Annotated in this window: 23 protein-coding genes; 9 read left to right on the forward strand and 14 right to left on the reverse strand. The window is 62.9% G+C overall.

The window, feature by feature from the left end:
* Window positions 1–35: 35 nt before the first annotated feature.
* Window positions 36–353 carry a hypothetical protein gene (locus AC07OP_RS25005; RefSeq protein WP_115487516.1) on the forward strand — a complete coding sequence of 106 codons (318 nt, stop codon included), beginning with the start codon at window positions 36–38 and terminating at the stop codon, window positions 351–353.
* 97 nt (window positions 354–450) lie between these two features.
* On the forward strand, window positions 451–1212 hold the full coding sequence (locus tag AC07OP_RS25010; protein ID WP_115487517.1) for a YdcF family protein: 762 nt from the start codon (window positions 451–453) through the stop codon (window positions 1210–1212).
* A gap of 74 nt (window positions 1213–1286) precedes the next feature.
* Here AC07OP_RS25010 and lnt read toward each other — a convergent pair whose 3' ends face one another.
* The 5 genes from lnt to miaB form a co-directional block, all read right to left on the reverse strand.
* Entirely contained in the window at window positions 1287–2810 is a 1524-nt protein-coding gene (lnt, locus tag AC07OP_RS25015; RefSeq protein ID WP_495102478.1) for an apolipoprotein N-acyltransferase, read from the reverse strand.
* Window positions 2811–2818: 8 nt separating this feature from the next.
* Window positions 2819–3658, reverse strand: coding sequence for a CorC family transporter (locus tag AC07OP_RS25020; protein ID WP_005791724.1), 840 nt, complete (start codon window positions 3656–3658; stop codon window positions 2819–2821).
* 42 nt (window positions 3659–3700) lie between these two features.
* A complete protein-coding gene (ybeY, locus tag AC07OP_RS25025) occupies window positions 3701–4159 on the reverse strand; it encodes an rRNA maturation RNase YbeY (RefSeq protein WP_065938357.1) in 459 nt (152 codons plus the stop codon).
* Entirely contained in the window at window positions 4152–5156 is a 1005-nt protein-coding gene (locus tag AC07OP_RS25030) for a PhoH family protein (protein ID WP_421147320.1), read from the reverse strand. Before AC07OP_RS25030 ends, ybeY begins: the two co-directional genes overlap by 8 nt.
* 214 nt (window positions 5157–5370) lie before the next feature.
* A complete protein-coding gene (gene miaB, locus AC07OP_RS25035; protein WP_027605252.1) occupies window positions 5371–6699 on the reverse strand; it encodes a tRNA (N6-isopentenyl adenosine(37)-C2)-methylthiotransferase MiaB in 1329 nt (442 codons plus the stop codon).
* A gap of 131 nt (window positions 6700–6830) precedes the next feature.
* On the opposite strand from miaB, the gene AC07OP_RS25040 reads away from it, so the two are divergent.
* Window positions 6831–7157, forward strand: a complete 327-nt coding sequence (locus AC07OP_RS25040) for a DUF1820 family protein (protein WP_003215457.1) — start codon at window positions 6831–6833, stop codon at window positions 7155–7157.
* Window positions 7158–7165: 8 nt separating this feature from the next.
* Here the strand turns inward: AC07OP_RS25040 and AC07OP_RS25045 are convergent, their stop codons facing one another.
* The 4 genes from AC07OP_RS25045 to AC07OP_RS25060 form a co-directional block, all read right to left on the reverse strand.
* Window positions 7166–7720, reverse strand: a complete 555-nt coding sequence (locus AC07OP_RS25045) for a tetratricopeptide repeat protein (RefSeq protein WP_065924979.1) — start codon at window positions 7718–7720, stop codon at window positions 7166–7168.
* A gap of 226 nt (window positions 7721–7946) precedes the next feature.
* On the reverse strand, window positions 7947–9230 hold the full coding sequence (gene hemL, locus AC07OP_RS25050) for a glutamate-1-semialdehyde 2,1-aminomutase (RefSeq protein WP_495102477.1): 1284 nt from the start codon (window positions 9228–9230) through the stop codon (window positions 7947–7949).
* Window positions 9231–9248: 18 nt separating this feature from the next.
* Complete coding sequence (gene thiE, locus AC07OP_RS25055; RefSeq protein WP_169899953.1) at window positions 9249–9872, reverse strand: thiamine phosphate synthase; 624 nt, start codon at window positions 9870–9872, stop codon at window positions 9249–9251.
* Window positions 9873–9904: 32 nt separating this feature from the next.
* Window positions 9905–10702, reverse strand: a complete 798-nt coding sequence (locus tag AC07OP_RS25060) for a hydroxymethylpyrimidine/phosphomethylpyrimidine kinase (RefSeq protein ID WP_027605261.1) — start codon at window positions 10700–10702, stop codon at window positions 9905–9907.
* A gap of 277 nt (window positions 10703–10979) precedes the next feature.
* On the opposite strand from AC07OP_RS25060, the gene AC07OP_RS25065 reads away from it, so the two are divergent.
* The 4 genes from AC07OP_RS25065 to AC07OP_RS25080 all read left to right on the forward strand — a co-directional run bounded on the left by AC07OP_RS25065 (window position 10980) and on the right by AC07OP_RS25080 (window position 17420).
* Entirely contained in the window at window positions 10980–13370 is a 2391-nt protein-coding gene (locus tag AC07OP_RS25065; protein WP_495102476.1) for a hybrid sensor histidine kinase/response regulator, read from the forward strand.
* A 100-nt stretch (window positions 13371–13470) separates the two neighbouring features.
* Window positions 13471–15126: an acyl-CoA dehydrogenase family protein gene (locus AC07OP_RS25070; protein ID WP_495102475.1), complete on the forward strand. Its 1656-nt coding sequence runs from the start codon at window positions 13471–13473 to the stop codon at window positions 15124–15126.
* A gap of 114 nt (window positions 15127–15240) precedes the next feature.
* Window positions 15241–16713 carry an AMP nucleosidase gene (amn, locus tag AC07OP_RS25075; RefSeq protein WP_024077553.1) on the forward strand — a complete coding sequence of 491 codons (1473 nt, stop codon included), beginning with the start codon at window positions 15241–15243 and terminating at the stop codon, window positions 16711–16713.
* Between the two features lie 71 nt (window positions 16714–16784).
* Window positions 16785–17420 (forward strand): pseudouridine synthase, encoded by a 636-nt coding sequence (locus AC07OP_RS25080; protein WP_495102474.1) that lies wholly within the window; start codon window positions 16785–16787, stop codon window positions 17418–17420.
* Here AC07OP_RS25080 and AC07OP_RS25085 read toward each other — a convergent pair.
* Window positions 17415–17624, reverse strand: a complete 210-nt coding sequence (locus AC07OP_RS25085) for a DUF2788 domain-containing protein (protein ID WP_025999909.1) — start codon at window positions 17622–17624, stop codon at window positions 17415–17417. The genes AC07OP_RS25080 and AC07OP_RS25085 overlap by 6 nt on opposite strands.
* Before the next feature lie 227 nt (window positions 17625–17851).
* Window positions 17852–18331, reverse strand: coding sequence for an Lrp/AsnC family transcriptional regulator (locus AC07OP_RS25090; protein ID WP_003194418.1), 480 nt, complete (start codon window positions 18329–18331; stop codon window positions 17852–17854).
* Window positions 18332–18762: 431 nt separating this feature from the next.
* On the opposite strand from AC07OP_RS25090, the gene AC07OP_RS25095 reads away from it, so the two are divergent.
* Entirely contained in the window at window positions 18763–19824 is a 1062-nt protein-coding gene (locus tag AC07OP_RS25095) for a DUF6515 family protein (RefSeq protein ID WP_495102473.1), read from the forward strand.
* On the opposite strand, the gene AC07OP_RS25100 is transcribed toward AC07OP_RS25095, so the two are convergent.
* Window positions 19821–20714, reverse strand: coding sequence for a cation diffusion facilitator family transporter (locus AC07OP_RS25100; RefSeq protein ID WP_065938350.1), 894 nt, complete (start codon window positions 20712–20714; stop codon window positions 19821–19823). The two genes, AC07OP_RS25095 and AC07OP_RS25100, sit on opposite strands and share 4 nt — an antisense overlap.
* Before the next feature lie 9 nt (window positions 20715–20723).
* Window positions 20724–21143, reverse strand: a complete 420-nt coding sequence (pmcY, locus tag AC07OP_RS25105; protein ID WP_065938349.1) for a periplasmic Zn2+ metallochaperone PmcY — start codon at window positions 21141–21143, stop codon at window positions 20724–20726.
* A gap of 110 nt (window positions 21144–21253) precedes the next feature.
* Between pmcY and hrpB the strand changes: the two genes are divergently transcribed.
* A complete protein-coding gene (gene hrpB / locus AC07OP_RS25110) occupies window positions 21254–23761 on the forward strand; it encodes an ATP-dependent helicase HrpB (protein ID WP_495102472.1) in 2508 nt (835 codons plus the stop codon).
* A gap of 80 nt (window positions 23762–23841) precedes the next feature.
* Here the strand turns inward: hrpB and AC07OP_RS25115 are convergent, their stop codons facing one another.
* Complete coding sequence (locus AC07OP_RS25115; protein ID WP_495102471.1) at window positions 23842–24930, reverse strand: endonuclease/exonuclease/phosphatase family protein; 1089 nt, start codon at window positions 24928–24930, stop codon at window positions 23842–23844.
* Window positions 24931–24935 lie beyond the last annotated feature (5 nt).

The raw sequence follows: 24935 nt of genomic DNA on the forward strand, positions 1-24935 counted from the left end.
TTGGGGAGCAAGTCTTTCTTCAATGAGGTGAGGGGATGGTTGAATCGCAGCGAATCGCAACGAAACCGGAAATCTACGAAGGACTGATCGACCGATTGGGTCGTGCATTGGATGCAGCGAGGACCGCGGGCCGATTGCGTGATGAACGGCCCGTCGAGTTGGAACTGCGCGGCTTGAGCCGTGCGGAGCTGGAACTGATCAAAGCTTACCTGGAACGTAATAGGCGCAGTGCGCCTCCTTGGGTGGCAACCCCGCCAGCCAAAGAGCCTACGCACTCAGCCAAGGTGGTGTGGCTCAAGGACTTGTCGGCCGGTCGTGGCCCGGAAAGGCTCCGGTCCGCCCGCTTCAAGTAGTTCACTCCCCAGGAACACATCATCGTGCCATGTCACTGTAAAGATTGTCGCTAAACCCCGTTACACCTTAGGCTTCGGGCATCTATGGAGATGCCCGATGCCTATTCGTTATTTCATCAAACAACTGCTCCTGCCACCCGGCATTCTCTTGCTGCTGCTGGCCCTTGCCTGGTGGTTTCGTCGTAGCCGCCCCCGTTTGGCCGGCTGCTGCTTTGCCCTCGGGTTTGGCGGCATGTGGTTGATCAGCCTGCCGGTGGCGGTGGAGTGGGGCGCACGTGCCCTGGAGACCGAACCACCGTTGGCCCGTGAAGACTGGTCGACCCTGGCCCAGCGCGCCGATGCCATTGTGGTGCTGGGCTCGGGACGCGAGCGCGGCGACCCGGCCTGGGGTTCTGATCAGCCGACCGGTATCGGCCTGGAGCGCCAGCGGTATGCCGCGCGACTGGCCAAGGCCTCCGGGCTGCCGGTGCTGACCACCGGTGGCCTGCATTACGGCACGCCGCCCAGCGAGGCGCAGTTGATGGCGGTGTCGATGCAGGATGACTTCGGCGTTGCTGTGCACTGGAAGGAAGAACGCAGCCGCACCACCTGGGAAAACGCGCAGATGAGTGCCGGGATTCTATTGCCCGAGGGCATCAAGCGTGTGGTGGTCGTGACCCAGGCCTGGCACATGCCGCGGTCGGTGTGGAGTTTTGAAAAGGCCGGCTTCACCGTGGTACCGGCGCCGGTGGGGTTCCTCGGCGTGGACAACGCCCGGCCGCTGGGCGGCTGGATGCCGGAGTTCAAGTCGGTGTGGCAGAGCGGGCAGTTGATCAATGAAGCGGTGGGGCAGCTAGGCTACCGGTTGTTCTATCGATAACCCTGCTGATTAAAATGCAGATCAAAGTGTGGGAGGGGGCAAGCCCCCTCCCACATTTTGTTTCGCGTTGGCTGTTAAACGGTTTTGGCCATCCGGCCTGCCAACAACGCCCAACCAAACAGCGCCAGGCACACGATGATCAGCGGCCACGAGCGCCATTGCAGGTACGGCGTCAGGTTGTGCATAGGCACCACTTCGCCGTAGAGAACGCCGCGTTCGAACTGCGGGATCTGCACGGTGATCTGCCCAAACGGGTTGATCAACCCGGTCACGCCATTATTGGTGGCGCGGATCATCCAGCGGCCAGCCTCCAGCGCACGCATCTGCGCCATTTGCAGGTGCTGCAAGGGGCCGATGGAGCGGCCGAACCAGGTGTCATTGCTGATGGTCAGCAGCAGGTCGCTCTGGGCTGACAGGCCGGCGGCGAATTCCGGGTACACCACTTCGTAGCAAATGAACGGCGCAATCTGATAGCCCTTGGCTTGCAGCATCGGTTGGTCGGCAGGGCCACGGGCGAAGTCCGACATGGGCAGGTCGAAGAAGGCAATCAGGCCGCGAAGCATGTCCTGCAGCGGCACGTACTCGCCAAACGGCACCAGTTTTTGCTTGAGGTAGGTACCGTCACCTTCACCCACCACCGTGATGCCGTTGAAGTAGCGCTTCTGGTGATGCACTTCCTGGCGAATCGGCACGCCGGTGATCAGCGCGGTGTGCCGGTCGGCCGCAAACTTGCCCATCATCCCCAGGTAGCCCTCGACGGACTCCTTGAGCACCGGCACCGCCGTTTCCGGCCACACCAACAGGTCGACCGGCTTGGAGCTGAAGCTCATGTCGCGGTACAGCGCGAGCTGCGCATTCAACTGCTCCGGGTCCCATTTCATGCTTTGTTCGACGTTGCCCTGGATCGCGGCAACGCTCAGCGGCGCGCCGGAGGGCGTGGTCCAGGCATGATGCTTGAGTGCCAGGCCGATGGCCCAGGGCGCTACCAGCAACACCAGGCTGGCACCGATAAACCCGTTGCGTTTGCCGGCCAGCAGGCGTGGCAGGTTGCACAGCAGGGCCGCCGTCAGTGCCAGGGCAAAGGAAATCAGCCACATCCCGCCCACTGGCGCCAGGCCGGTGAGGGGGCCGTCGAGCTGGCTGTAACCGGAATACAACCACGGGAATCCGGTGAGGAACCAGCCGCGAAAGGCTTCCTGGCCGACCCACAACGCGGCAAACGTGAGCGCATCCGCCAACGGCGCTTCATTGCGACGCAACCAGCGCGCCCACAGCCACGCGGGCAGGGCGAAGAACCAGGCAATGGCGGCGGTGAACAACAGCATCAGGAACCCCGCCAGCAGCACCGAAGCGCCGCCGAAGTGGTGGATGCTGTAGTAGATCCAGCTGGTGCCGGCGCCAAACAGGCCGAACCCGAAGCACCAGCCACGGCCCAGGGCCTGGCGCGGCGTCAGTTCCCGCAGCCCGATATAAAACAATCCGACCGCGACCAGTGCAAATGGCCACAGGTCGAACGGCGCCAGCGCCAGGGTGGTGATGGCGCCGGCCACCACGGCCAGCAGGTTACCGGGCCAGCCGGGGCGGGTTAGGCGCTGCATATCAATCCTTAGCGGGCAATAGGTGTCAGGCGAATCAAGTGGATGCGGCGGCTGTCGGCATTCAGGATGCGGAAGCGATAGGCGCCGATCTCGGTGGTTTCGTTACGCTTGGGCAGGTGCCCGAACGCACTCATCACCAGGCCACCGACGGTGTCGAACTCGTCGTCGGAGAATTCGCTGTCGAAGAACTCGTTGAAGTTCTCGATCGGCGTCAGCGCCTTGACCAGGAAGTCACCGCTGGGCAGCGGCTTGATATAGCTGTCTTCTTCGACGTCGTGTTCGTCTTCGATGTCGCCGACGATCTGTTCCAGCACGTCTTCGATGGTCACCAGGCCCGCCACGCCGCCGTATTCGTCGATCACAATGGCCATGTGATTGTGGTTGGCGCGAAATTCGCGCAGCAGCACATTCAGGCGCTTGGATTCAGGCACGAAGGTGGCCGGACGCAGCAAGTCCTTGATGTTGAAGCTGTCACCGTTCTCCTTGAGGATCAGCGGCAGCAGGTCCTTGGCCAGCAGGACGCCCATGACGTCGTCATGGCTTTCACCGATCACCGGGTAGCGCGAGTGCGCCGAGTCGATCACGGCCGGGAGGAATTCCCGTGGGGTCTGGGTCGCCTTGATGCTGATCATCTGCGAGCGCGGGACCATGATGTCCCGAACCTGCAGGTCAGCCACCTGGATGGCGCCTTCGACGATGGCCAGCGCTTCGCTGTCCAGCAACTTGTTCTGGTGGGCCTCGCGCAGCAGCTCCAGCAGCTCCTGGCGGTTTTTCGGCTCGTGGGCAAAAGCCTGGGTCAGTTTACCCAGCCATGACTTTTGCCCGTTGCTCGATCGGTCTTCGCTCATAGCGATTACTCTAAATCCTTTGATGTGACAGTTGAGTGTTGATCAGTTTTCGTCGTCTGCATATGGATCCGGGTGACCCAATTCTGCAAGCAACGTTCGTTCCAGTGCTTCCATTTCCTCGGCTTCTTCATCGTCTATATGGTCGTAACCCAAGAGATGCAAGCAGCCGTGGATGACTAGATGGGCCCAGTGGGCCTCAAGTTCCTTGCCTTGTTCCTTCGCTTCACGCTCGACCACCTCGACGCAGATCACCAGGTCGCCCAGCAGGGGGATATCCAGCAACTCATCGGGTACGTCGGCGGGAAACGACAGCACGTTGGTCGCGTAGTCCTTCTGGCGCCAGGTGTGGTTCAGCTCGCGGCCCTCGGGCTCGTCCACCAGGCGGATGGTCAGTTCCGAGTCGGCGCTGCGCTGGCGCAGGGCCAGGGCGCACCACTCGCGGAATTGGGCTTCGCTGGGGGCGGGGGCTTCGGTGGCCAGCTGCAGGTCAAGCTCAAGCATCGCGGCGAACGTCCTTGGCCGCTGCGTCATCGCGGTGGTCGAAGCGCTCGTAGGCTTCGACAATGCGCTGCACCAGCGGATGGCGGACCACGTCCTTGGGCATGAAGTGCGTGAAGCTGATACCCGGCACGTCCTTGAGCACCTCGATCACCTGGGCCAGGCCGGACTTGGTGCCCTTGGGCAGGTCGACCTGGGTGACGTCACCGGTGATCACGGCGGTGGAGCCGAAACCGATCCGGGTGAGGAACATCTTCATCTGCTCGACGGTGGTGTTCTGGCTTTCGTCGAGGATGATGAAGCTGTTGTTCAAGGTGCGGCCGCGCATGTAGGCCAGCGGGGCGATCTCGATCACCTGGCGCTCGATCAGCTTGGCCACGTATTCAAAGCCGAGCATCTCGTACAGCGCGTCGTAGAGCGGGCGCAGGTACGGGTCGATCTTCTGGGCCAGGTCGCCGGGCAGGAAGCCGAGTTTTTCACCGGCCTCGACCGCTGGGCGCACCAGCAGGATGCGGCGTACTTGTTCGCGCTCCAGGGCGTCGACCGCACAGGCCACGGCCAGGTAGGTCTTGCCGGTACCGGCGGGGCCGATGCCGAAGTTGATGTCGTTGCCGAGGATTTCCTTGACGTAGCGCTGCTGATTCAAGCCGCGCGGGCGAATCATGCCTTTTTTGGTACGCAGGGCCACGCTGGCTTCGGCCACCGGGTTGTTGGCCAGGTCTTCCACGGCGGATTCCTGCAGGTACAGGTGCACCGTTTCCGGCGACAGCTCGCTACCCTTGGTTTCACGGTAGAGACGGCGCAGCAGGTTTTCTGCAGACGTGGTGTGTTGGGGTTCACCAATAAGCTCGAACTGATTGCCGCGATTGCGGATCTCGATGCTCAGGCGTTGTTCGATCAGGCGCAGGTGCTCGTCGAACTGTCCGCACAGGTTGGCGAAACGGCGAGCCTCAAAGGGCTCGAGGAGAAAACGATGGGGTTCTGCTATGGGTGCGTTCAAGGTTGCTTTTAGCCGCCCTTTGGCTGTTTAGGTGAAAGAGAGGATAACGCCAGCACGCCGGGTGCGAAAGCACTTAAACGGAGCATATTGGCTGACGGCGATTCTGTAGGAGCGAGCTTGCTCGCGAAAAACGTCAACGATAACGCGTGCAGCCTGAATATACGCGGTGCCCTCAGGTTTTTCGCGAGCAAGCTCGCTCCTACAGAAACTTGGTTTATTGCACCAGCGAGCCGCGCAGCGAGTGCGGTTGCGCCGCATCGATATGCACATCGGCAAACTGACCGATCAATGTTGGATTATCGCAACGGAAGTTGACGATCCGGTTGTTCTCGGTACGGCCCTGCAATTCGCCAGGGTCTTTTTTCGAGTAGTCGGTGACCAGGATGCGCTGGATCGAACCGACCATTTGTCGGCTGATCTCGAAACCCTGCTGGTTGAGGCGATGTTGCAGCGCGTTCAAGCGCTCTTTTTTCAGCGCTTCCGGGGTTTCATCCAACAGGTCTGCCGCCGGGGTGCCGGGGCGCTGGCTGTAGACGAACGAGTAGGAGAAGTCGAAACCGACGTCTTCGATCAGCTTCATGGTCTGCTGGAAGTCTTTCTCGGTTTCGCCAGGGAAGCCGACGATAAAGTCCGAACTGATGCAGATGCCCGGCACCGCTGCGCGCAATTTGCGCAGTTTGGATTTGTATTCCAGGGCGGTGTGGTTGCGTTTCATCGCCGAGAGGATGCGGTCCGAGCCCGACTGCACCGGCAAGTGCAGGTGCTTGACCAGTTCCGGCACGTCGGCATGGGCCTGGATCAGGCTGTCGGAGAATTCCAGCGGGTGCGAGGTGGTGTAGCGAATGCGTTCGATGCCATCCACCGCAGCGACCACGCGGATCAACTCCGCCAGGTCAGCCAGGCGCCCGTCGTGGGTCAGGCCGCGATAGCCGTTGACGTTCTGGCCCAGCAGGGTCACTTCGCGCACGCCGTTTTCGGCCAGGTGGATGATTTCTGCGAGCACGTCGTCAAACGGCCGGCTGACTTCTTCGCCACGGGTGTAGGGCACCACACAGAAGGTGCAGTACTTGCTGCAGCCTTCCATCACCGACACGTAGGCGCTCGGCCCGTCGATGCGCGGTTCAGGCAAGTGGTCGAATTTTTCGATTTCCGGGAACGAGACGTCGACCTGGGGCAGCTTGGTGATGCGTGCGGCGTCGATCATTTCCGGCAGGCGGTGCAGGGTCTGTGGGCCGAAGACCACGTCGACATACGGCGCACGGTCGCGGATCGCGGCGCCTTCCTGGCTGGCCACGCAACCGCCGACGGCGATCACCATGTCCGGGTTGGCCAGTTTCAATTCGCGCCAGCGGCCCAGCTGCGAGTACACACGGTCCTGGGCCCGCTCGCGGATCGAGCAGGTATTGAGCAGGATCACGTCGGCATCTTCGGCGCGGGCGGTGACTTCCAGGGCCTGGTGTTCACCCAGCAGGTCGACCATGCGCGAGCTGTCGTACTCGTTCATCTGGCAACCGTGGGTTTCGATATAAAGCTTCTTGGCCATGGGAATCGTCAACTGGTGGTAAAGAACCGCGCATTATAGGGGGCATGCCCATCGGTTCCTAGCACTGTGCATCGGGTGCCATGCTATAGTTCGCGCCCTCTTTTATATCCCCCATGTGTTCCTCACCCACCATGACCAAACGTGAAGCTCCAATCTATAAGGTGATTTTCCTCAACCAGGGCCAGGTGTTCGAAATGTACGCCAAGCAGATCTATCAAAGTGATCTGTGGGGTTTCCTGGAAGTGGAAGAGTTCGTCTTTGGCGAGCGCACACAGCTGGTCGTCGACCCGGGCGAGGAAAAGCTCAAGGCCCAGTTCGAAGGCGTGGTGCGCAGTTTTGTGCCGATGCATTCGATCGTGCGCATCGACGAAGTCGAGCGCCTGGGCACGCCGAAAATCAGCGAAGCCCGGGGCATGAGCAATGTCATGCCGTTTCCGATGCCGATGCCTGAGAAATAGGCTGGGTGTCAGGGCAGGGGTGAGAAGGGCGAGCGCCCATCGGCACTCTGCAGCTCCAGCAGGTAGTTGCGGAAAATCTGCCCCAGGACCTGGGTGGCCACTTCCAATTCATCGCGTTGCATGTGCTCGGCGACTTCGTCGGCGGTGTCCAGCGCGTCTTCGGCGCCGTTGACCGCGGCCATTTTCAGCACGATATAGGCCTGGACGTTATTGGCCGGCACGCCTTCGCCTTTGAAGAACATGGTGCCGAGCTGGAACTGCGCCTGGGCGTGGCCCTGCAGCGAGGCTTTCTCGAAGTAGCTCAAGGCTTTGTTGAGATCACGGGCCGGGTTCTTGCTGTCGTGGTAGTACTCGCCCAACTCGTATTGCGCCTGCGCATCCCCGCCGTCGGCCTGTTTCTGACACGCGCTCAGGGCTTCGGCCTGGCTGTCCGGCTGGGTATTGAGGGTGCAACGACCCATCGCTGGGATTAACAACGAGTTGCCGCCTGCCTGGGCATGTGCCAGCAGCGGCTGAAGGAGCAACAGGCAGCCCAGTACCAGGGTGCGGCCGGTGCGTTTCATGGGAATCGACTTACCTCTGACGGGGCGCGCGGATCCTCGGGGGATCCAATAAGCGCGCATTATGAAATAAGCAGGCCTCTGCTTACAAAGTCTTTACTCGTTTTTCTGCTGCTTAGGCAAGTTATCTGCCGGATCGCAGGTAAATTCTCGGAAAAATAAGGAAATCCCTGTAGGCAAAGTAGCAAATCTGACGCCGCCCACAGCGACGTCAGGTTTTTGCTCCGGCTTATTTCAGGGCGGCGAAGGCGCGCTCGGCGGCATCCAGAGTCAGTTTCAGCTCGGCATCGCCATGGGCGATCGAGGTGAAGCCGGCTTCGAAGGCACTCGGTGCCAGGTACACGCCGCCCTCCAGCATCAGGTGGAAGAAGCGCTTGAACAGGTCGGCATCGCTGCCCATCACATCATCAAAGGTGACGATGTCATCGGCACCGCTGAAGTACAGCCCAAACATGCCGCCCGCTTGCGTGGTCACGAACGGGATACCGGCGGCGTCGGCGCGCTGTTGCAGGCCGTCCAGCAGGCGGGTGGTGTAGTCGGTCAGCTCGGCGTGGAAGCCCGGGCGGCTGATCAGGCGCAGGGTGGTCAGGCCGGCCGCCATGGCCAGCGGGTTACCCGAGAGTGTGCCGGCCTGGTACACCGGGCCCAGCGGCGCGATGTGCTGCATGATTTCGCGCTTGCCGCCGAAGCAGCCCACGGGCATGCCGCCCCCGATGATCTTGCCGAACGTGCTCAGGTCCGGCGTGACGCCGTAGTGCGCCTGGGCGCCGCCGAGGGCAACGCGGAAGCCGGTCATCACTTCGTCGAAAATCAGCACCACGCCGTGCTTGTCGCACTGTTCGCGCAGGCCTTCCAGAAAGCCCGGGGCGGGTGGCACGCAGTTCATGTTGCCGGCCACCGGCTCGACGATGATGCACGCTACGTCCTGGCCGACTTCGCTGAGCATCTGCTCGACGGCGCCGATGTCGTTGAACGGCAGGGTCAGGGTGTGTTTGGCGAACGCTGCCGGTACGCCTGCCGAGCTGGGTACGCCTTGGGTCAGCGCGCCGGAACCGGCTTTGACCAGCAGGCTGTCGGAATGGCCGTGGTAGCAGCCTTCGAACTTGATGATGCTGTCGCGGCCGGTGAAACCACGGGCCAGGCGAATCGCACTCATGGTGGCTTCGGTGCCGGAGCTGACCATGCGCACCATCTCCATCGACGGCACGATGCTGCAGACCAGATCGGCCATCTCGGTTTCCATGGCGGTCGGCGCGCCGTAGGACAGGCCGTGCTCCAGTTGCCTGCGCACGGCGTCCAGCACGTCGGGGTGGCTGTGGCCGAGGATCATCGGGCCCCAGGAGCCGACGTAATCCACGTAGCGCTTGTCATCTTCGTCGATGACGTAGGCGCCTTCGGCATGCTTGAAGAACAACGGCGTGCCGCCCACGCTTTTGAACGCACGCACGGGGGAGTTCACACCGCCGGGGATGTGTTTCTGGGCATCGGCAAACAGGGTTTCGGAACGAGACATGGTGAGGGCTCTCTGAATTCAGGATTTGATTAATGCGTTGAAGGCGCGGGCGCGGCGCGTGACTTCCTGGGTACTGTCGGCACCGAACAGGCCGTGGACCACGGCCAGCAGGTCGGCACCCTGGGCCACCAGCGGTCCGGCGTTTTCCAGGGTGATGCCGCCGATCACGCAGATCGGCACATGCAGGCGCTTGCGGGCCTCGGCGAGCATTTCAACGGTGGCGGCCGGAGCGCCCGGCTTGGTGTTGGAATTGAAGAAGCGGCCGAAGGCGACATAACTGGCGCCTTCCCTTGCTGCCTGTTCGGCCAGTTCGATCTGGCCGTGGCAGGTGGCGCCGATGATCGCCTTGGAACCGAGCAGCGCACGGGCCGGCGTCAGGGGGCCATCGGTCTGGCCCAGGTGCACGCCGACGCCCAGGCGCGCGGCCAGGTCGAAGTCATCATTGATAATAAGCTGGGTCTTGTAGCGCGAGCACAGCTCCCGCAGTTTTTCCGCTTCGCGCAGGCGCCGGGCTTCGTCGCTGCTTTTGTCGCGGTACTGCAGCAGGGTCACGCCACCGTCCAATGCCGCTTCGACGTAGGCGAGGAACTTGCCGGCCAACAGTTGGCTGTCGGTAATGGCGTAAAGGCCACGTAGTTTCATCGGGCAGGCCTCTTGCTGTTAAGAGCAGATAGTTACGAGCAGAAATCCAGCGGCAGCCGGCGCGGTACGAACTGGCCCTGGCCGAGTTGTTCGGCATCACGCAGGGTGCGCCAAGTGTAGTTAAGTGCCGACTGCACCGCACTCACCAGCCCTTCGCCTTGGGCGATCCGTCCGGCCAGGGCGCTGGCCAGGGTGCAGCCCGAACCGTGATAGCTGCCGGGCAGACGCTGGCAGGTAAAGGTCTGGCGCGTGCCATCACGGCTGTAGAGACGGTTGTGCACTTCATGCTCATCGCCATGGCCGCCGGTGATCAACAGGTGCTTGATGAACGGCAACAGCTTCGCGGCGCATTCGTCGGCGGTGCCCTCGGGCAGTTCGGCGAGGATGCGGGCTTCAGGCAGGTTCGGCGTGGCGATCAGCGATAACGGCAGCAGCCGCTCGCGCATGGCGTAGCCGACTTCGTCCTTGCCCAGGCTGCCACCGCCGCCGGCGCGCAGCACCGGGTCGCACACCACCGGCAGGTGCGGGTGCGCCTGCAGCAGTTCGACCACGGTGTCGACCATCGCGGTGGAGCCGAGCATGCCCAGCTTGACCGCCGCCACGTCGGAGTCACCGAGGACGGCATTGGCCTGGGCCATTACCCACTCACGGTCCAGTACGCGGAAATCGCTGACATTGACGGTGTTCTGCACGGTCAGGGCAGTGACGGCCGGGGCCGCATGGCAGCCTTGGGCGAGCAGGGCTTCGATATCTGCCTGCAAGCCGGCGCCACCACTGGGATCATGGCCGGAGAGACAGAGGACAACGGGGCGAGAGCTGTAGATATTCATGGTGCGCGAGCTTACCACCAAACGCTTTTGGCGGGGCCTTCGGGCGATGGTTGAATGTTGTCGCGCAAACGCCGCTTTTTTGGCGTGTGCTCGGCTGCGAAAACGCTCTGAAAGCCTTGTTCTAGAGCCTTTCAAAAAATTATTTCAATGGTGTCCAATGGCCTTTAGCGGCTATGCTAAAGTGGATTCAAACAACTTAACTGTACCGCCGGTGTACGTCTTCTCAAAAGGAATGGGGGGCTTTTGACATAACCGGACAGGCCACGCTGGGGCTCGCATGCGCTATTTGCTGATCTTATTGTTGTGCGGGCTACCGATGCTCGCCAGCGCCATCGAGTTCAACCAGGACACCCGAAGCCTGCCGCTGGGCCGAGCCATGCAAGTGCTCGAAGACCCCACCGATGCCCTCACCATCGCCGAAGTAAGCTCCCCCGCCTACGCCGCTCAATTCAAGCACCATGACAAAGCCACCCTCAACGCCGGCTATTCGCGCTCGGTGTTCTGGCTCAAGGTCGACCTGCATTACGTGGCCAAGGACCCCCGTGCCCCCCGCACCTGGTTCCTGGAGTTGGCTTACCCGCCGCTGAATCATCTGGACCTGTACCAGAACGATGGCACCGGCAACTATCGGTTGGCCAGCCGTACCGGCAGTGCGCTGCCTTTTTCCAGCCGTGAGGTCAGCCAGAGCAACTACCTGTTCAAGCTCAATTTCGTGCCCGACCAGCAGCAAACGCTCTACCTGCGCCTGCAAAGCGAGGGCTCGATACAGGCGCCGTTGACGCTCTGGGCCGGCACCGCTTACCTGGAGCAACAACCGCTGCGCCTGTCGGTGCTGGGGGTGATCTATGGCGTCCTGCTGGGGATGCTGGTCTACAACCTGTTCATCTACCTGAGCGTGCGCGACACCAGCTACCTGTATTACATCCTCTATATCGCCTCGTTTGGCCTGTACCAGCTGTCGGTCAATGGCGTGGCCGTGCAGTACTTCTGGCCGAACAACCCGTGGTGGGCGAATGCGGCGGTGCCGTTGCTGATCGGTTCGGCGGCGCTGTTCGGCAGCCTGTTTGCCCGCAGCTTCCTGCATACCGCGCAGCACAGCCGCTGGCTCAACCGGCTCTTGCTGGCACTGGCGGTGTGCGGCGGCGCAGTGATGGCGCTGGCGCTGCTGACCAGCTACGCCCTGGCCTTGCGCCTGGCGACCGGCCTGGCGCTGGTATTCACCGTGACCATCTTCGTCGCCGCCATCAAGGCCTGGTACTGCGGCCAGCGAGTGGCGCGGTATTTCATCATCGCCTGGTCGGCGTTCCTGCTGGGTGGCGTGGTGAACACGCTGATGGTGCTGGGCTACTTGCCCAATGTGTTCCTCACCATGTACGCCAGCCAGATCGGCTCGGCAATTGAAGTGGCGCTGTTATCCCTGGCCCTCGCCGACCGTATCAATGCCATGCGTGAGCAGCAGGCGCAGATCCTGTTCGATGCCAGCCAGAAGCTCGAAGTGCTCAACCAGCAACTGGCCCGCAGCAACCGTCTCAAGGATGAATTCCTCGCGACGCTGACCCACGAACTGCGCACGCCCATGAACGGTGTGATCGGCTCCCTTGAGCTGATGCAAACGGTGCCGCTGGACGACGACCTGGCGCAGTACCAGCAAACGGCCGCCGGTTCGGCACGGGACATGATGCGCATGGTCAATGGCATCCTCACCCTCACCGAATTGCAGGCCGGGCGCCTGAGTGCCCAGCCTCGGGTATTCAGCCTGCGGGGCGTGCTCGACACCTTGCGCCAGCAATTCACCACCAGTGCCCAAGGCAAAGGCCTGGCGTTTTCCATTGATGTGGCCGATGAGCTGCCGGACCGCATGGTGGGCGACGCCGACAAACTGCTCCAGTGCCTGGATTGCCTGTTGGACAATGCGTTCAAGTTCACCCGCGAAGGTTCCGTGCGCCTGCGGGTGGTGGGTGTGCCTCACAGTGATGGCGACGTGCGCCTGAGCTTCATTGTGACCGACACCGGTATTGGCTTCGCCTTCCTTGACGAGGCGACCTTGTACCAGCGCTTTTTCCAGCTCGATGGCTCCATGACCCGCGAATACGGCGGCCTGGGTATCGGCCTGGCCATCTGCCGGCAATTGATCGAGCTGTTGGGCGGACGCCTTACCCATCATTCCGAGCCGCACAAGGGCAGCCGCTTCCAGTTGGACGTGAACGTCAGCCCGGTGCCGCCGGAAGCAAAACCGGCGCCCGGCCGGCAACGCGCGCCCCAGGATTGCGCGGTATTGCTGGTGGATGACAACAGCGTCGGCCAGTTGGTGGTGCGCGGCATGTTGCTCAAGCTGGGTTACCGGGTGAAAATCGTGGACAGTGGCTCGGCGGCGTTGGCGGCCTTGCAGGGGCAAAGCTTCGACGCGGTCTTGCTGGATGTGCCCGAAGGCGGCTTCTCGTTGTGTTGTCAGATCCGTGCACTGCCTGGCTGCGGTGAATTGCCGGTGATCGCCTTGAGTACGTCGCTGAATACGTCCGAGCGCGAGCGCGGTCATGGCATCGGCATCACCGACCGCCTGGCCAAGCCGGTGCGCTTCGAGGCGTTGCAGGCGGTACTGGAGCGCCACTTGTTGAGCGCGCTCGAGGGCGAAAGCGCCGGGCATTCGGCGCGTATGCCACTTTTTTAACCCGGATGACGGTGCTTAACTGAAAAAACCGGCCTCAATCGATCTGCGCCTTTATGGGGAGGTGCGCATTCGACAAGGCCTTTTTTCCAGGAGGCCCGTCATGAACCTGCATCAGTTCGCCGAAACCCACGACGTCACCAACCAGCCGCCCTCCCTGGACGGCACCAATCTGTACCGCATCGACGTGCCCCTGCAAGACTGGTCACGGCGCTTTGGCGCCGGCTGGGCGCAGGCGCGCATCGATGCCTACGGGGCGTTGGCCGGCGGGCCGCTGATGGCGGCCGGGTTCCTGGCCAACCAGAACAAACCGGTGTTCAGCAGCCATGACCGGTATGGGCATCGCATCGATCTGGTGGAGTTTCACCCGGCCTACCACGAGCTGATGGGCACCGCGGTCGAGCATGGCCTGCCGTCGCTGCCGTGGGCCCATCCACAGTCCGGCGCCCACGTGGCGCGTGCTGCCCTGACCTACCTGCACAGCCAGGCTGAGGCCGGCACCGGCTGCCCACTGACCATGACCTTCGCTTGCGTCCCGGCCCTGCGCTTGCAACCGGACCTGGCGCAGACCTGGCTGCCGAAAATCCTCAGCACCCACTATGACCCGCGCAATGTCGGCATTGCCCACAAGGCCGGTGCAACCATCGGCATGGCGATGACCGAGAAGCAGGGCGGCACCGACGTGCGCGCCAACACCACCCGCGCCTATCCGGTGGGCGCCGGCGGGCCCGGGCAAGCCTATGAACTGGTCGGTCACAAGTGGTTCTGCTCCGCGCCGATGTGCGATGCCTTCCTGACCCTGGCCCAGACCGACAAAGGCCTGACCTGTTTCCTGCTGCCCCGGCACCGCCCGGATGACACCCGCAACGAGTTCTATATCCAGCGCCTGAAAAACAAATTGGGCAACTGCTCCAATGCGTCCAGTGAAGTGGAGTTTCGTGGGGCCCTGGCCTGGATGATCGGTGAAGAGGGGCGTGGCGTGCCCACCATTATCGAGATGGTTGCCATGACCCGTTTCGATTGCATGGTCGGTTCCAGCGCCTTGATGCGCCAGGCGCTGACCCAGGCCAGCCATCACTGTGCTCATCGCCGGGTCGGTGGCCGTGTGCTCAGCGAGCAGCCGCTGATGCAAAACGTGCTGGCCGACCTCGCCCTGGAAAGCGAAGCCTCGCTGGCCTTGAGCATGCGCATGGGCTGCGCCCTGGACAACCTGGGCGATGAGCGCGAAGCCAAGTTCGCTCGGCTGGTAACGGCGGTGGGCAAGTATTGGATCTGCAAGCGCGCCCCGGCGATGATCAACGAAGCCGCCGAATGCATGGGCGGCGCGGGCTACGTGGAGGACAGCATCCTGCCGCGCCTGTACCGTGAGGCGCCGGTGAATTCGACGTGGGAAGGTTCCGGCAATGTGCAATGCCTGGACGTGCTGCGCGCACTGTCCAAGGAGCCCGGCGTGCTGGAAGCGCTGTTTGTCGAACTCGGTGACGGGCATGGCGATAGGCAACTGGCACGGCAGATCGAACACCTGAAGTCGGCGTTCATGGACACCCAGGACATCCAGTACCGCGCGCGGCAGTTGACCGAAGATATTGCCGTGGCGCTACAGGCCAAGTTGCTGCTGGAGGCCGGTCATGCGGCGGTCAGCGATGGTTTTATCGCCAGCCGTTTGGGCCAGTCGTCTGGCCGCGTCTACGGCACCTTGCCACGTGGCGTCGATGTCGGGGCCATCGTCGCGCGCTCAAGCCCCAATGTATCTGAATAAACACGGTCCACATGTGGGAAGGGGCTTGCAGCCATCTTGAGAGGGCACTCCAATTCAAGGTTTGCGTCTGACAGGGATACAGGCAAGATAAAGGCCTGCAAGTCAGAACACAGGATGCTTACCGTGACCGAAGCTTTTGTTGTCGTTCAAACCGCCGAAGAAGCCGTGGATCGGCTGGCGGCCCTGCATGAGCGGGCTACCGGCGCGCTCAATCAAGCCCTCAAGCAATACCTCAAGGACCGCGTCGAACCCGACGCCGAACAACGCGCGCTGTTTCGCTACCCGGAACTGCGCCTGACTTACCACTGCCACGGCGAAGTCCCACAGACTACCCGGGCGTATGCCAAGGTCCAGTTACCTGGGACCTACAGCGTAACCGTCACGCATCCGGCGGCGTTCCGTAAGTATTTGCTGGAACAACTGGTGCCGCTGATGCACGACTTCACCGTGACCGTGGAAGTGGGCGTCAGCCAGCAGAACATTCCTTATCCGTACGTGGTGGAGCAGGGCGACGAACTGGCCGGCTCCGGTGTGACCGCCGCGACCTTGGCGCGCGTGTTCCCCAGCACCGACCTGTCGGCCGCCACCGACGGCATCGCCGATGGCCTTTACGACTGGGAAAACACCGACCCGCTGCCCCTGGCCCTGTTCGATGCGGCCCGCGTGGACTTTTCCCTGCGTCGGCTGGTGCATTACACCGGCAGCGACTGGCGCCATGTGCAGCCGTGGATCCTGCTGACCAACTACCACCGCTATGTCGACCAGTTCATCCTGCATGGCCTGGAACAACTGCGCAGCGACCCGCGTTTTATCCGCATGGTGCTGCCGGGCAACGTCATCATCGACAAGAGCATGGACCACGGCGAAGCCTCGGCGATTGCCGCCGGCGTAGTGTGGCACCGCTACCAGATGCCGGCCTATCACCTGCAGGCCAGCGATGGCCACGGCGTGACCCTGGTGAACATCGGTGTCGGCCCGTCCAACGCCAAGAACATCACCGACCACCTGGCGGTGCTGCGTCCGCATTGCTGGCTGATGATTGGCCACTGTGGCGGCCTGCGCCAATCCCAGACCATCGGCGACTACGTACTGGCCCACGCCTATATGCGCCGCGATGGGATTCTCGACCGGGTGGTACCGCCGAACATCCCGATCCCGGCCCTGGCCGAAGTGCAGATGGCCTTGCAGCAGGCGGCGGCGAATGTCACCGGTGAGAAAGGCGAAGAACTGAAAAAACGCCTGCGTACCGGCACCGTGCTGACCTACGACGACCGCAACTGGGAACTGCGCTGGGCCCAGGAACGGCCGTTGATCAACCTGTCGCGCGCCGTGGCGGTGGACATGGAAAGCGGCACCATCGCTGCCCAGGGCTACCGCTTGCGCGTACCGTACGGCACGTTGTTGTGTGTGTCGGACAAGCCGCTGCACAGCGAGATCAAGCTGCCGGGCTCGGCCAACGCGTTCTACGAACGTGCGGTCAGCCAGCACTTGAAGATCGGCATCGAGGCGGTGGACCTGTTGCGCACCGAACTCAACTCGTTGCACTCGCGCAAACTGCGCAGCTTCGACGAGCCGCCGTTCCGCTAAGCGGTTGGGATGGTCATTTAGCGGTCAGGCCACTAGCATTGTCGGTCCTGACCGTTAGATGTTCCTTTGCCATGTCCCGTCCCACCCGTCCCGATTCGCGCCGCCCTGGCGTGAAACCTCCGTATTCTGCCGCGCGCCGTGTTGCCAAGGCGCCGCCGGCCGAGCCGAAGTTGATCCTGTTCAATAAACCCTTCGATGTGCTGACCCAGTTCAGCGACGAAGGCGGGCGCGCGACGCTCAAGGACTTTATCGACGTCCCCGGCATCTACCCGGCAGGTCGCCTGGACCGTGACAGCGAAGGTCTGTTGTTGCTGACCAACGACGGCCAGTTGCAGGCGCGTATTGCCGACCCCAAGCACAAGCTGGCGAAAACCTACTGGGTGCAGGTGGAAGGCGAACCCACCGAAGCATTGCTGCAACGCCTGCGCGACGGCGTAGAGCTCAACGACGGCAAAACCTTGCCCGCCGAGGCCCGGCGTCTGGATGAACCGGCGTTATGGCCACGCAACCCGCCGGTGCGCTTTCGCAAAAACCTACCGACGTACTGGCTTGAACTGGTGATTCGAGAGGGGCGTAACCGCCAGGTTCGGCGCATGACCGCCGCCGTGGGCCTGCCGACCTTGCGCCTGGTGCGGGTGCGTATCGGCGATTGGACAATCGACGGCCTGGACCAAGGCCAATGGAAGGAAGTGCCGGCGCGTTTATAACGCGCCGGATTCGATCAGGCCGATCACCACGCTCTTGATGATGAACGCGGCCACGCCCAGGCCCAGTACGAAAAACAGGATGAACGAACCAAAGCGCCCGGCCTTGGATTTCTTTGCCAGGTCCCAGACGATAAAGCCCATGAAAATGATCAGGATAGTGACCAGGCCGGTCATCATCCATTCTTCGAACAGGGCGGGGTCGATGTTGTTCATGGGCTCTTCCAACGGGGCAAGCGGCAAGTATACGGCAGCGTCACAGGCGCAACATTGACCTGCGTCGGTGCGTCGCACGCAGGCTTCACTGTTGAAACACAGGCCAAATGTGGGAGGGGGCTTGCCCCCGATAGCGGTGTGTCAGGCTGTGTATCTGGTGACTGATACTCCATCGGGGGCAAGCCCCCTCCCACATTTGATCTTCATTGTTCATGAGATCAGGTGCGCAGGTGGGTCAGCGGCAGCTCGGTGCTGTTGAGCACCTGGTTCAGCACAAAGCTCGAGCGCACGCTGGTCACGCCTTCGATCCGGGTGAGGTGGCCCAGCAGCAGTTTCTGATAGTGGTCCATGTCCGGCACCACCACTTTCAACTGATAGTCAGCATCCATCCCCGTCACCAAGCTGCATTCCAGCACCTGGGGCAGGGTGCGGATGGCCGCTTCGAAGTTCTCGAAACGCTCGGGGGTGTGGCGGTCCATGCCGATCAGCACATAGGCGGTGAGGCTCAGGCCGAGCATCTTGCGGTCGAGCAGGGCGACCTGGCGTGCGATGTAGCCGTCGTCCTCCAACTGCTTGACCCGGCGCGAGCAGGGCGAAGGCGACAGGCCGATACGCTCGGCCAACTCCTGGTTGGAGATCCTCGCGTCGCGCTGCAATTCCGCCAAAATACTCAGGTCGTATCGGTCAAGCTTGCTCATTGGGTTGGCCTTTGTCGTAACTATTGCGGTGAATTATCCATGAAGGGTTAAAAATTGCGCAAGCACTGTTTATTGACGCAATCTTCGCAATCATCTGTCCGGCTCTGGCCTGTATCGTTATCAACAGAATCACCGCCTGGACAACAGTCCACAGCAGCTCGCCCAATCAGGCTTGCTGCGGCCGCCACCCCAGCAGGGTCGAGCCGGCCTCCAGGCTGCACACTGTCCACAAGACGGCGTGAGGTGAGCCAACGTCAAAAGCGTTGAGCATGGACGAAGTTCTCAAGGGGTGGCCGACGGGTCACCCCTTTTCTTTTGCCTTAAGAAAATTGTTCTTGTGACTGATAACCTGTCTCAGAACCGGGCGAGGCTTTTCCAGTCTCATCTATGAGGCCGGACCTTCCAGGCCCTTATCCGCAGTGAGGAATAGCATGAAGCGCATCTGGCGTATGGCAGGTGTAGGTTTGCTGATGGTCACCGTCGGCACGCAAGTGATGGCCGACGAGCCGCGCCCTGAGGGTGGCGGCCAGCATGAAAGAGGGCCGGAGGGTGGTCGGCAAGGTCAAGGTAACGAACAACCGCGCCCGCAAAATAACCAACCGCGCCCGCAGCCCCAGAACACTCAACCCCGGCCGGAAAACAATCAGCCACGTCCACAGAACCCGCATTTTGATCGTGCCGAGCAACCGCCCCACGGTGGCGGGCAGTGGCAAGGTCGCCCGCAAGGTGCCGAACAGCCTCGGCCAGCCCCGCAGCCTGCGAATAACCTGCCGATCCAGAGTCGCCCCGATACCGTGCGCCAGACCCAGGAACCCCGTCAGGGTTACTACCGTGACATTCCTCGACGCAACGACGATAACCGCAATTGGGAGGCCGGCGGCCCAGGTTCGCGGCCGGGCTACAACGGGCATCCCAACGATAACCGCTGGCCAGGTCGCCCCGACGGCCATGGCAACGGCTGGGGCCCCGGCCCCCAGTATCGGCCTGGCTATGTCGTCGACCGCTTCCCCGACCGCAACTACCGGGTGCCGTACCGTGGCCAGGATTACTTCTTCTCCGGCGGCTACTGGTACCGCCCCCAAGGCCCGCGCTATGTGGTCGTGGCGCCGCCGTATGGCATCCGCGTGCATTACCTGCCGGACTATGCGCGCGAAGTGTGGGTAGGTGGCTCGCTGCTGTTCCTGGCCGCCGGCGCCTACTACGCCTACGAACAAAGCACCCAGCAATACGTGGTGGTGCAACCGCCGACGCAAGTGCCGGCGCCGCAGCCAGCACCGCAAGGCAATGGTTATGACGTGGTGGCCTATCCCGCCAACGGGCAGTCACCGGCGCAAGTGCAGCAGGACGGTTACGACTGTTATCGCTGGGCGGTGCAACAAAGCGGCTTCGACCCGCAGGCCGTCACCTACGCCCCTGACCCGGCGGTGGTGCAAACCTACCGCCAGGCCCAGGGCAACTGCCTGAGCAGTCGCGGGTATCAGGTGCAGTACTAGGCCTTGGCGCCCGTGACCACTTCCCGTGGGTCGGCGTGCACCAGCACTTCGGCGCGCGGGTAGGCTGCGTGAATGGCATCGGCGGCCTGGTCGCTGATGCCGTGGGCCACTGACAGCGTCAACTCCCCCGGCAGTTCCAGGTGCAACTGCACGAACCAATGGTTGCCGGAGATGCGCGTGCGCAGGTCATGGGCACCCAACACCCCCGGTACGCCTCGCGCCAGTTCCAGCATGTGCTGGCTGACGTCCGGCGGCAGTTCCTCGTCCATCAACACCGCAAAGCTTTCCCTGGCGATCTGGATCGCGCTCCACAAAATGTAGGCAGCGATGCCCAGGCCGAACCAGGCGTCGACCTGATGAAAGCCCATGCCCGCCAGCACCAGCGCCACCAGGATGCTGCCGTTGAGCAGCAGGTCCGAGCGGTAGTGCAACGAGTCCGCCCGCACGGCATTGGAGCCGGTTTCGCGCACAACCCGGTGTTGCAGCATCAGCAGCGCCACGGTCAGTACCAGGGAAAACACGATCACCCCGATGCTCAGCCACGGCGCGCCAACCGGTTCCGGATGCTGCAGGCGCTCGTAGGCCTGCAAGGCGATCAACACCGCACTGCCACCAATGAACAGCGCCTGGGCCATGCCCGCCAGCGACTCCGCCTTGCCATGGCCGTAACGGTGATCGTCATCGGCCGGGCGCAGGGCGTAATGCACCGCCAGCAGGTTCAGCAGCGAGGTCACACCATCGAGCAGTGAGTCGGTCAACCCGGCGAGCATGCTCACCGAGCCGCTGAGCCACCAGGCAATCGCCTTGGTGACGATCAACGCACAGGCCACGCCCACCGAGGCGCGGGTGGCCAGGCGCAACAGCCGGGCGTGTTCGGGACTGCTGGTCATAAACGTTCCTTAGGCGGCGGGTTTCAGGCCCAGGAGCGCAAGTTGTTGCACGCTGCCCTTGAACTGGATCATGCGTGGGTCGTCCAGCGGCAGGGTGCGACCGGTTTCCTTCTGGATGATGCTTTGCAGCTTGGCGTTGTCGACCTTGCCGTCGGCGCCGATGGCTTCGTGGAGTTTTTCCGGGTCGACCTGGGCGGTCTTGCCGGGTTCGAAATAGATCGCGCCCGTGGCGAAGTCGACGCCGAACGCGATCAGGCCAGGGATCACGTAGAACAGCAGGCCAACGGCATCGAGCACGGCAATGGTCGGGTCGATCTTGCCGTCGATCTGGCCGCGGCGGTCGGGGTAGAAAATCGACCCGCAAGCGGTGAGTTGGCTCAGCAGGGTGACGGCGAGGACACCGCCGATGACACGGGAAGCGATACGCATGGAGGCTCTCCTGAACACGGTTGATACGGGACTATATAGCACTGCCATTGAGACCAGCGTCGGCATCCGGCAGTTCGCCGTTATACTCGCCGCTCTGCTTTGGAGCCAGTATGAATTCGTTGCCGATCGATGATGTTTTACCCGCCCTGCGTGACGCCTTGGCGAATCGCCATGAAGCCGTGCTGGAAGCGCCGCCCGGCGCCGGTAAAACCACCCGCGTGCCCTTGGCCTTGTTGAATGAGCCCTGGCTGGCCGGGCAGACCATCCTGATGCTCGAACCCCGGCGCCTGGCCGCCCGCGCCGCCGCGGAACGCCTGGCCAGCGAACTGGGGGAGAAAGTCGGTGAAACCGTCGGCTATCGCATCCGTCTCGACAGCAAGGTCGGGCCCAACACGCGCATCGAAGTGGTCACCGAAGGCATCCTCACCCGTCGTTTGCAGGACGATCCGGCACTGGACGGTGTCGGTCTGCTGATCTTCGACGAATTCCACGAGCGCAGCCTCGACGCCGACCTGGCACTGGCCCTGAGCCTGAACGGCCGCGACCTGTTTCGCGACGAGCAACCGCTGAAAATCCTGCTGATGTCCGCCACCCTCGAAGGCGAGCGTCTGGCCAGCCTGCTGGACGACGCGCCGATCCTGCGCAGTGAGGGGCGCATGTTCCCGGTGCAGATGCGCTGGGGGCGGCCGCACCAGGCCGGTGAATTTATCGAGCCGCGCGTGGTGCAAACCATCCTCGAAGCCTTGCATGACCAAACCGGCAGCGTGCTGGTGTTCCTGCCGGGCCAGGCGGAAATTCGCCGGGTCAATCAGCAACTGGCCGACGCCCTGGGGCACAGCCCTGACGTGTTGCTCTGCCCGCTGCATGGCGAGCTGGACCTCAACGCCCAGCGCGCGGCCATCGATCCGGCACCGGCCGGTAAACGCAAAGTGGTGCTCGCCACCAACATCGCCGAGACCAGCCTGACCATCAATGGCGTGCGTGTGGTGATCGATGCCGGGTTGGCGCGGGTGCCGCGTTTCGACCCCGGCAGCGGCATGACCCGCCTCGACACTCAGCGCATCTCCCGCGCCAGCGCCACCCAGCGCGCGGGCCGGGCCGGGCGCTTGGAGCCAGGGGTGTGTTATCGGTTGTGGTCCGAAGACCAGCATGAAGGGCTGGCCGCGTATGGCAGTGCGGAAATCCTCGCCGCAGACCTCGCCGGCCTGGCCTTGCAGCTGGCGCGCTGGGGCGTCACGCCCACGCAGCTCGTGTGGCTCGACGTGCCACCCACCGCCGCCTATGCCCAGGCCCAGGATTTGCTGGTACGCCTCGGGGCCTTGAATGACGAAAAACTCACGGCACATGGCCAGAAGATGGCCGAGTTGCCGGCCCATCCACGCATCGCCCATTTGCTGTTGCGCGGGCAGGACCTGGGGCTGGCGGCCACGGCCTGTGATGTCGCGGCACTGTTGGGCGAGCGCGATATTTTGCGCGGTGGCGGCGCGGATTTGCACAGCCGCCTGGCGCTGATGTCCGGTGAAGAGCGTGCGCGCGGTACTCAAGGCGGCGTGCAATGCGCCAAGCAACTGGCGCGGCAATACCGTGGTTATTTGAGAGGCCAGGCGACCCGGCCGGTGGCCGACCCCGACCACCCGCGCTGGCTCGGCGCCTTGCTGGCACTGGCCTACCCGGACCGTGTCGCCCAGCAACGTCGCCCCGGGGGTGCCGAATATCGCCTGGCCAATGGCCGCGCGGCATTATTCGCCGAGGCCGACAGCCTGATGAAACAGCCATGGCTGGTGATCGCCGACCTCGGCAGCCGCCAAGGCCAGCGCGAAGAACGCATCTACCTCGCGGCAGATTTTGACCCGACGCTGTTCGACACGGTCCTCGCCGAACAAGTGCGCAACGTCGATCAACTGGACTGGGACGAGCGCGAAGGCGTGCTGCGCGCCGAACGCCAGCGCAAAGTCGGTGAACTGGTGCTCAGCCGCGAACCGCTCACCGGCCTCGACGAAGCCGCGCGCAGCCAGGCGCTGGTCAACCTGGTGCGGCGCAAAGGCCTGGAGCTATTACCCTGGACCCCGGAACTGCGCCAATGGCAATCCCGCGTCCTGCTGCTGCGCCAGTTGGACGCCGGCAACACCAACGAATGGCCCGACGTCAGCGACAGCGCCTTGCTCGCCAGCCTGGAGCACTGGCTGATGCCCTACCTGGGCAAAGTCTCGCGCCTGAGTCACTTCGCCAACCTGGATATCTCCAGCTACCTGCACAACCTGCTGCCCTGGCCGCTGCCCCAGCGCCTGGACGAACTGGCACCGCAGCATGTGAAGGTGCCATCGGGTTCATCGGTGCGGTTGGACTACAGCGAACAGCCGCCGATCCTGGCGGTGCGCTTGCAGGAACTGTTCGGCCTGGCCGACACCCCGCGCATTGCCGGCGGGCGCCAGGTGGTGAAGTTGCACCTGTTGTCCCCGGCACGGCGGCCGGTGCAGGTGACCCAGGATCTGGCGAACTTCTGGCGCAGTACCTACGCCGAAGTGAAGAAGGATCTGAAGGGCAGGTATCCCAAGCATTACTGGCCGGATGATCCGCTGATAGCCGAGCCGACCGCGCGGATCAAACCCCGGAAGTAAGCGTGGCAGAGATTCAAATGTGGGAGGGGGGCAAGTCGAATCGTCTCACCGCCCCTCCCACATTAATCCTGTTGTGTGGGTTATTGCGCGGCGGGCAACAGGAAACGCGCAATCACCGGCAGATGGTTGGAGATACGCAACGTATCCTCCTGCCGTACCTTCGCCTCCACCCGCTTGATCCGCGGGCTGTAGAACAGGTAATCGACGGTGCGATCCGGGCCGTCGATGCTCGGGTCATTGGGAAAGTACGTCAGCCATTTCTCACGATCAATCCCGCTGGATTGGCTGTTGCTCGGGATCATCGGGTACTTGTCCCACAGTAAATGCAGCTCACTGTCCGGCGAATACTGCCCGCGCTTACCCGCCTCCAAACGCAGGAATTGCCCCAGGGGCAGCAGGTTGAAATCCCCGCCGATCAGCCAGGGCGTGCCACGGCCTTCGAACTTGTCCAGCAGCTTCACCGTCGTTTGCACCTGCTCCTGCACCGCACTGCGCCCCGGCGCGTCGCCATCCAGGCGGGTGTTGAGCACCGCCAGTTGGCCGCCATCGCTCAGCGGCAGGTAGGTCAGCAGCAAGGCCGGCTTGGGTTGGAACTGGCGGCTGATGATATTGGCCTCCGGCGCCGGCAATTGCAGGCGTTCGGCGTGTTCGATCTGGTAGCGGCTCAGGGTCGCCAGCTTGCGGCCGACGCTGCCGAAGATATGCCGGTCGGGCACGAAGTCGGCTTTCCAGTCGAAGGCCTGGGCGCTGCACGGGTAGAGGTCGACCAGGCGTTCCTGCAAAAGCGCCAGTTGGTCCTGATAGTGGGAAGGCTTGGCGTTTTCGTCGAGTTCCTGCAACAGCAGGATGTCGGGTTGTTCGTCGCGAATCACCCGTGCCACTTCGTCGAGGCTGGCGGCCATATCCTCTACGGTGGGGCGATCGTCCGGGCCGCTGCCGTCGGCAGTGTCGTACCAGAACACGTAGTTCTTGCCGGCCAGGTATTGCACGTTCCAGGTCATGACCTTGAGCGCCTGCCCGGGCAACAGGGTTGGCGCACGGGGCGCGACGCAGCTGACGGGCAGGGTCTCCTTGGCGGCGGGGCGCCAGGTCAGGCTGTAGATCAGGGCCGTCAGCAGGCCTGCGACGATCAGCAGGCCCAGCAGGGTGATGCGCAATAAACGGGTCATCGGCT

The sequence above is a fragment of the Pseudomonas sp. GW821-FHT09D08 genome (genome assembly GCF_059416305.1).

Bases quoted from the DNA above. Each gene is read 5' to 3' on its own strand.
- AC07OP_RS25115 (WP_495102471.1), bottom strand. From the start codon at position 24,930: ATGACCCGTTTATTGCGCATCACCCTGCTGGGCCTGCTGATCGTCGCA.
- AC07OP_RS25060 (WP_027605261.1), bottom strand. From the start codon at position 10,702: ATGAATATCTACAGCTCTCGCCCCGTTGTCCTCTGTCTCTCCGGCCAT.
- ybeY (WP_065938357.1), bottom strand. From the start codon at position 4,159: ATGCTTGAGCTTGACCTGCAGCTGGCCACCGAAGCCCCCGCCCCCAGC.
- AC07OP_RS25070 (WP_495102475.1), top strand. From the start codon at position 13,471: ATGAACCTGCATCAGTTCGCCGAAACCCACGACGTCACCAACCAGCCG.
- hrpB (WP_495102472.1), top strand. From the start codon at position 21,254: ATGAATTCGTTGCCGATCGATGATGTTTTACCCGCCCTGCGTGACGCC.
- AC07OP_RS25080 (WP_495102474.1), top strand. From the start codon at position 16,785: ATGTCCCGTCCCACCCGTCCCGATTCGCGCCGCCCTGGCGTGAAACCT.
- AC07OP_RS25065 (WP_495102476.1), top strand. From the start codon at position 10,980: ATGCGCTATTTGCTGATCTTATTGTTGTGCGGGCTACCGATGCTCGCC.
- AC07OP_RS25045 (WP_065924979.1), bottom strand. From the start codon at position 7,720: ATGAAACGCACCGGCCGCACCCTGGTACTGGGCTGCCTGTTGCTCCTT.
- miaB (WP_027605252.1), bottom strand. From the start codon at position 6,699: ATGGCCAAGAAGCTTTATATCGAAACCCACGGTTGCCAGATGAACGAG.
- amn (WP_024077553.1), top strand. From the start codon at position 15,241: ATGCTTACCGTGACCGAAGCTTTTGTTGTCGTTCAAACCGCCGAAGAA.
- lnt (WP_495102478.1), bottom strand. From the start codon at position 2,810: ATGCAGCGCCTAACCCGCCCCGGCTGGCCCGGTAACCTGCTGGCCGTG.
- pmcY (WP_065938349.1), bottom strand. From the start codon at position 21,143: ATGCGTATCGCTTCCCGTGTCATCGGCGGTGTCCTCGCCGTCACCCTG.
- AC07OP_RS25090 (WP_003194418.1), bottom strand. From the start codon at position 18,331: ATGAGCAAGCTTGACCGATACGACCTGAGTATTTTGGCGGAATTGCAG.
- thiE (WP_169899953.1), bottom strand. From the start codon at position 9,872: ATGAAACTACGTGGCCTTTACGCCATTACCGACAGCCAACTGTTGGCC.
- AC07OP_RS25010 (WP_115487517.1), top strand. From the start codon at position 451: ATGCCTATTCGTTATTTCATCAAACAACTGCTCCTGCCACCCGGCATT.
- AC07OP_RS25040 (WP_003215457.1), top strand. From the start codon at position 6,831: ATGACCAAACGTGAAGCTCCAATCTATAAGGTGATTTTCCTCAACCAG.
- AC07OP_RS25095 (WP_495102473.1), top strand. From the start codon at position 18,763: ATGAAGCGCATCTGGCGTATGGCAGGTGTAGGTTTGCTGATGGTCACC.
- hemL (WP_495102477.1), bottom strand. From the start codon at position 9,230: ATGTCTCGTTCCGAAACCCTGTTTGCCGATGCCCAGAAACACATCCCC.
- AC07OP_RS25005 (WP_115487516.1), top strand. From the start codon at position 36: ATGGTTGAATCGCAGCGAATCGCAACGAAACCGGAAATCTACGAAGGA.
- AC07OP_RS25020 (WP_005791724.1), bottom strand. From the start codon at position 3,658: ATGAGCGAAGACCGATCGAGCAACGGGCAAAAGTCATGGCTGGGTAAA.
- AC07OP_RS25100 (WP_065938350.1), bottom strand. From the start codon at position 20,714: ATGACCAGCAGTCCCGAACACGCCCGGCTGTTGCGCCTGGCCACCCGC.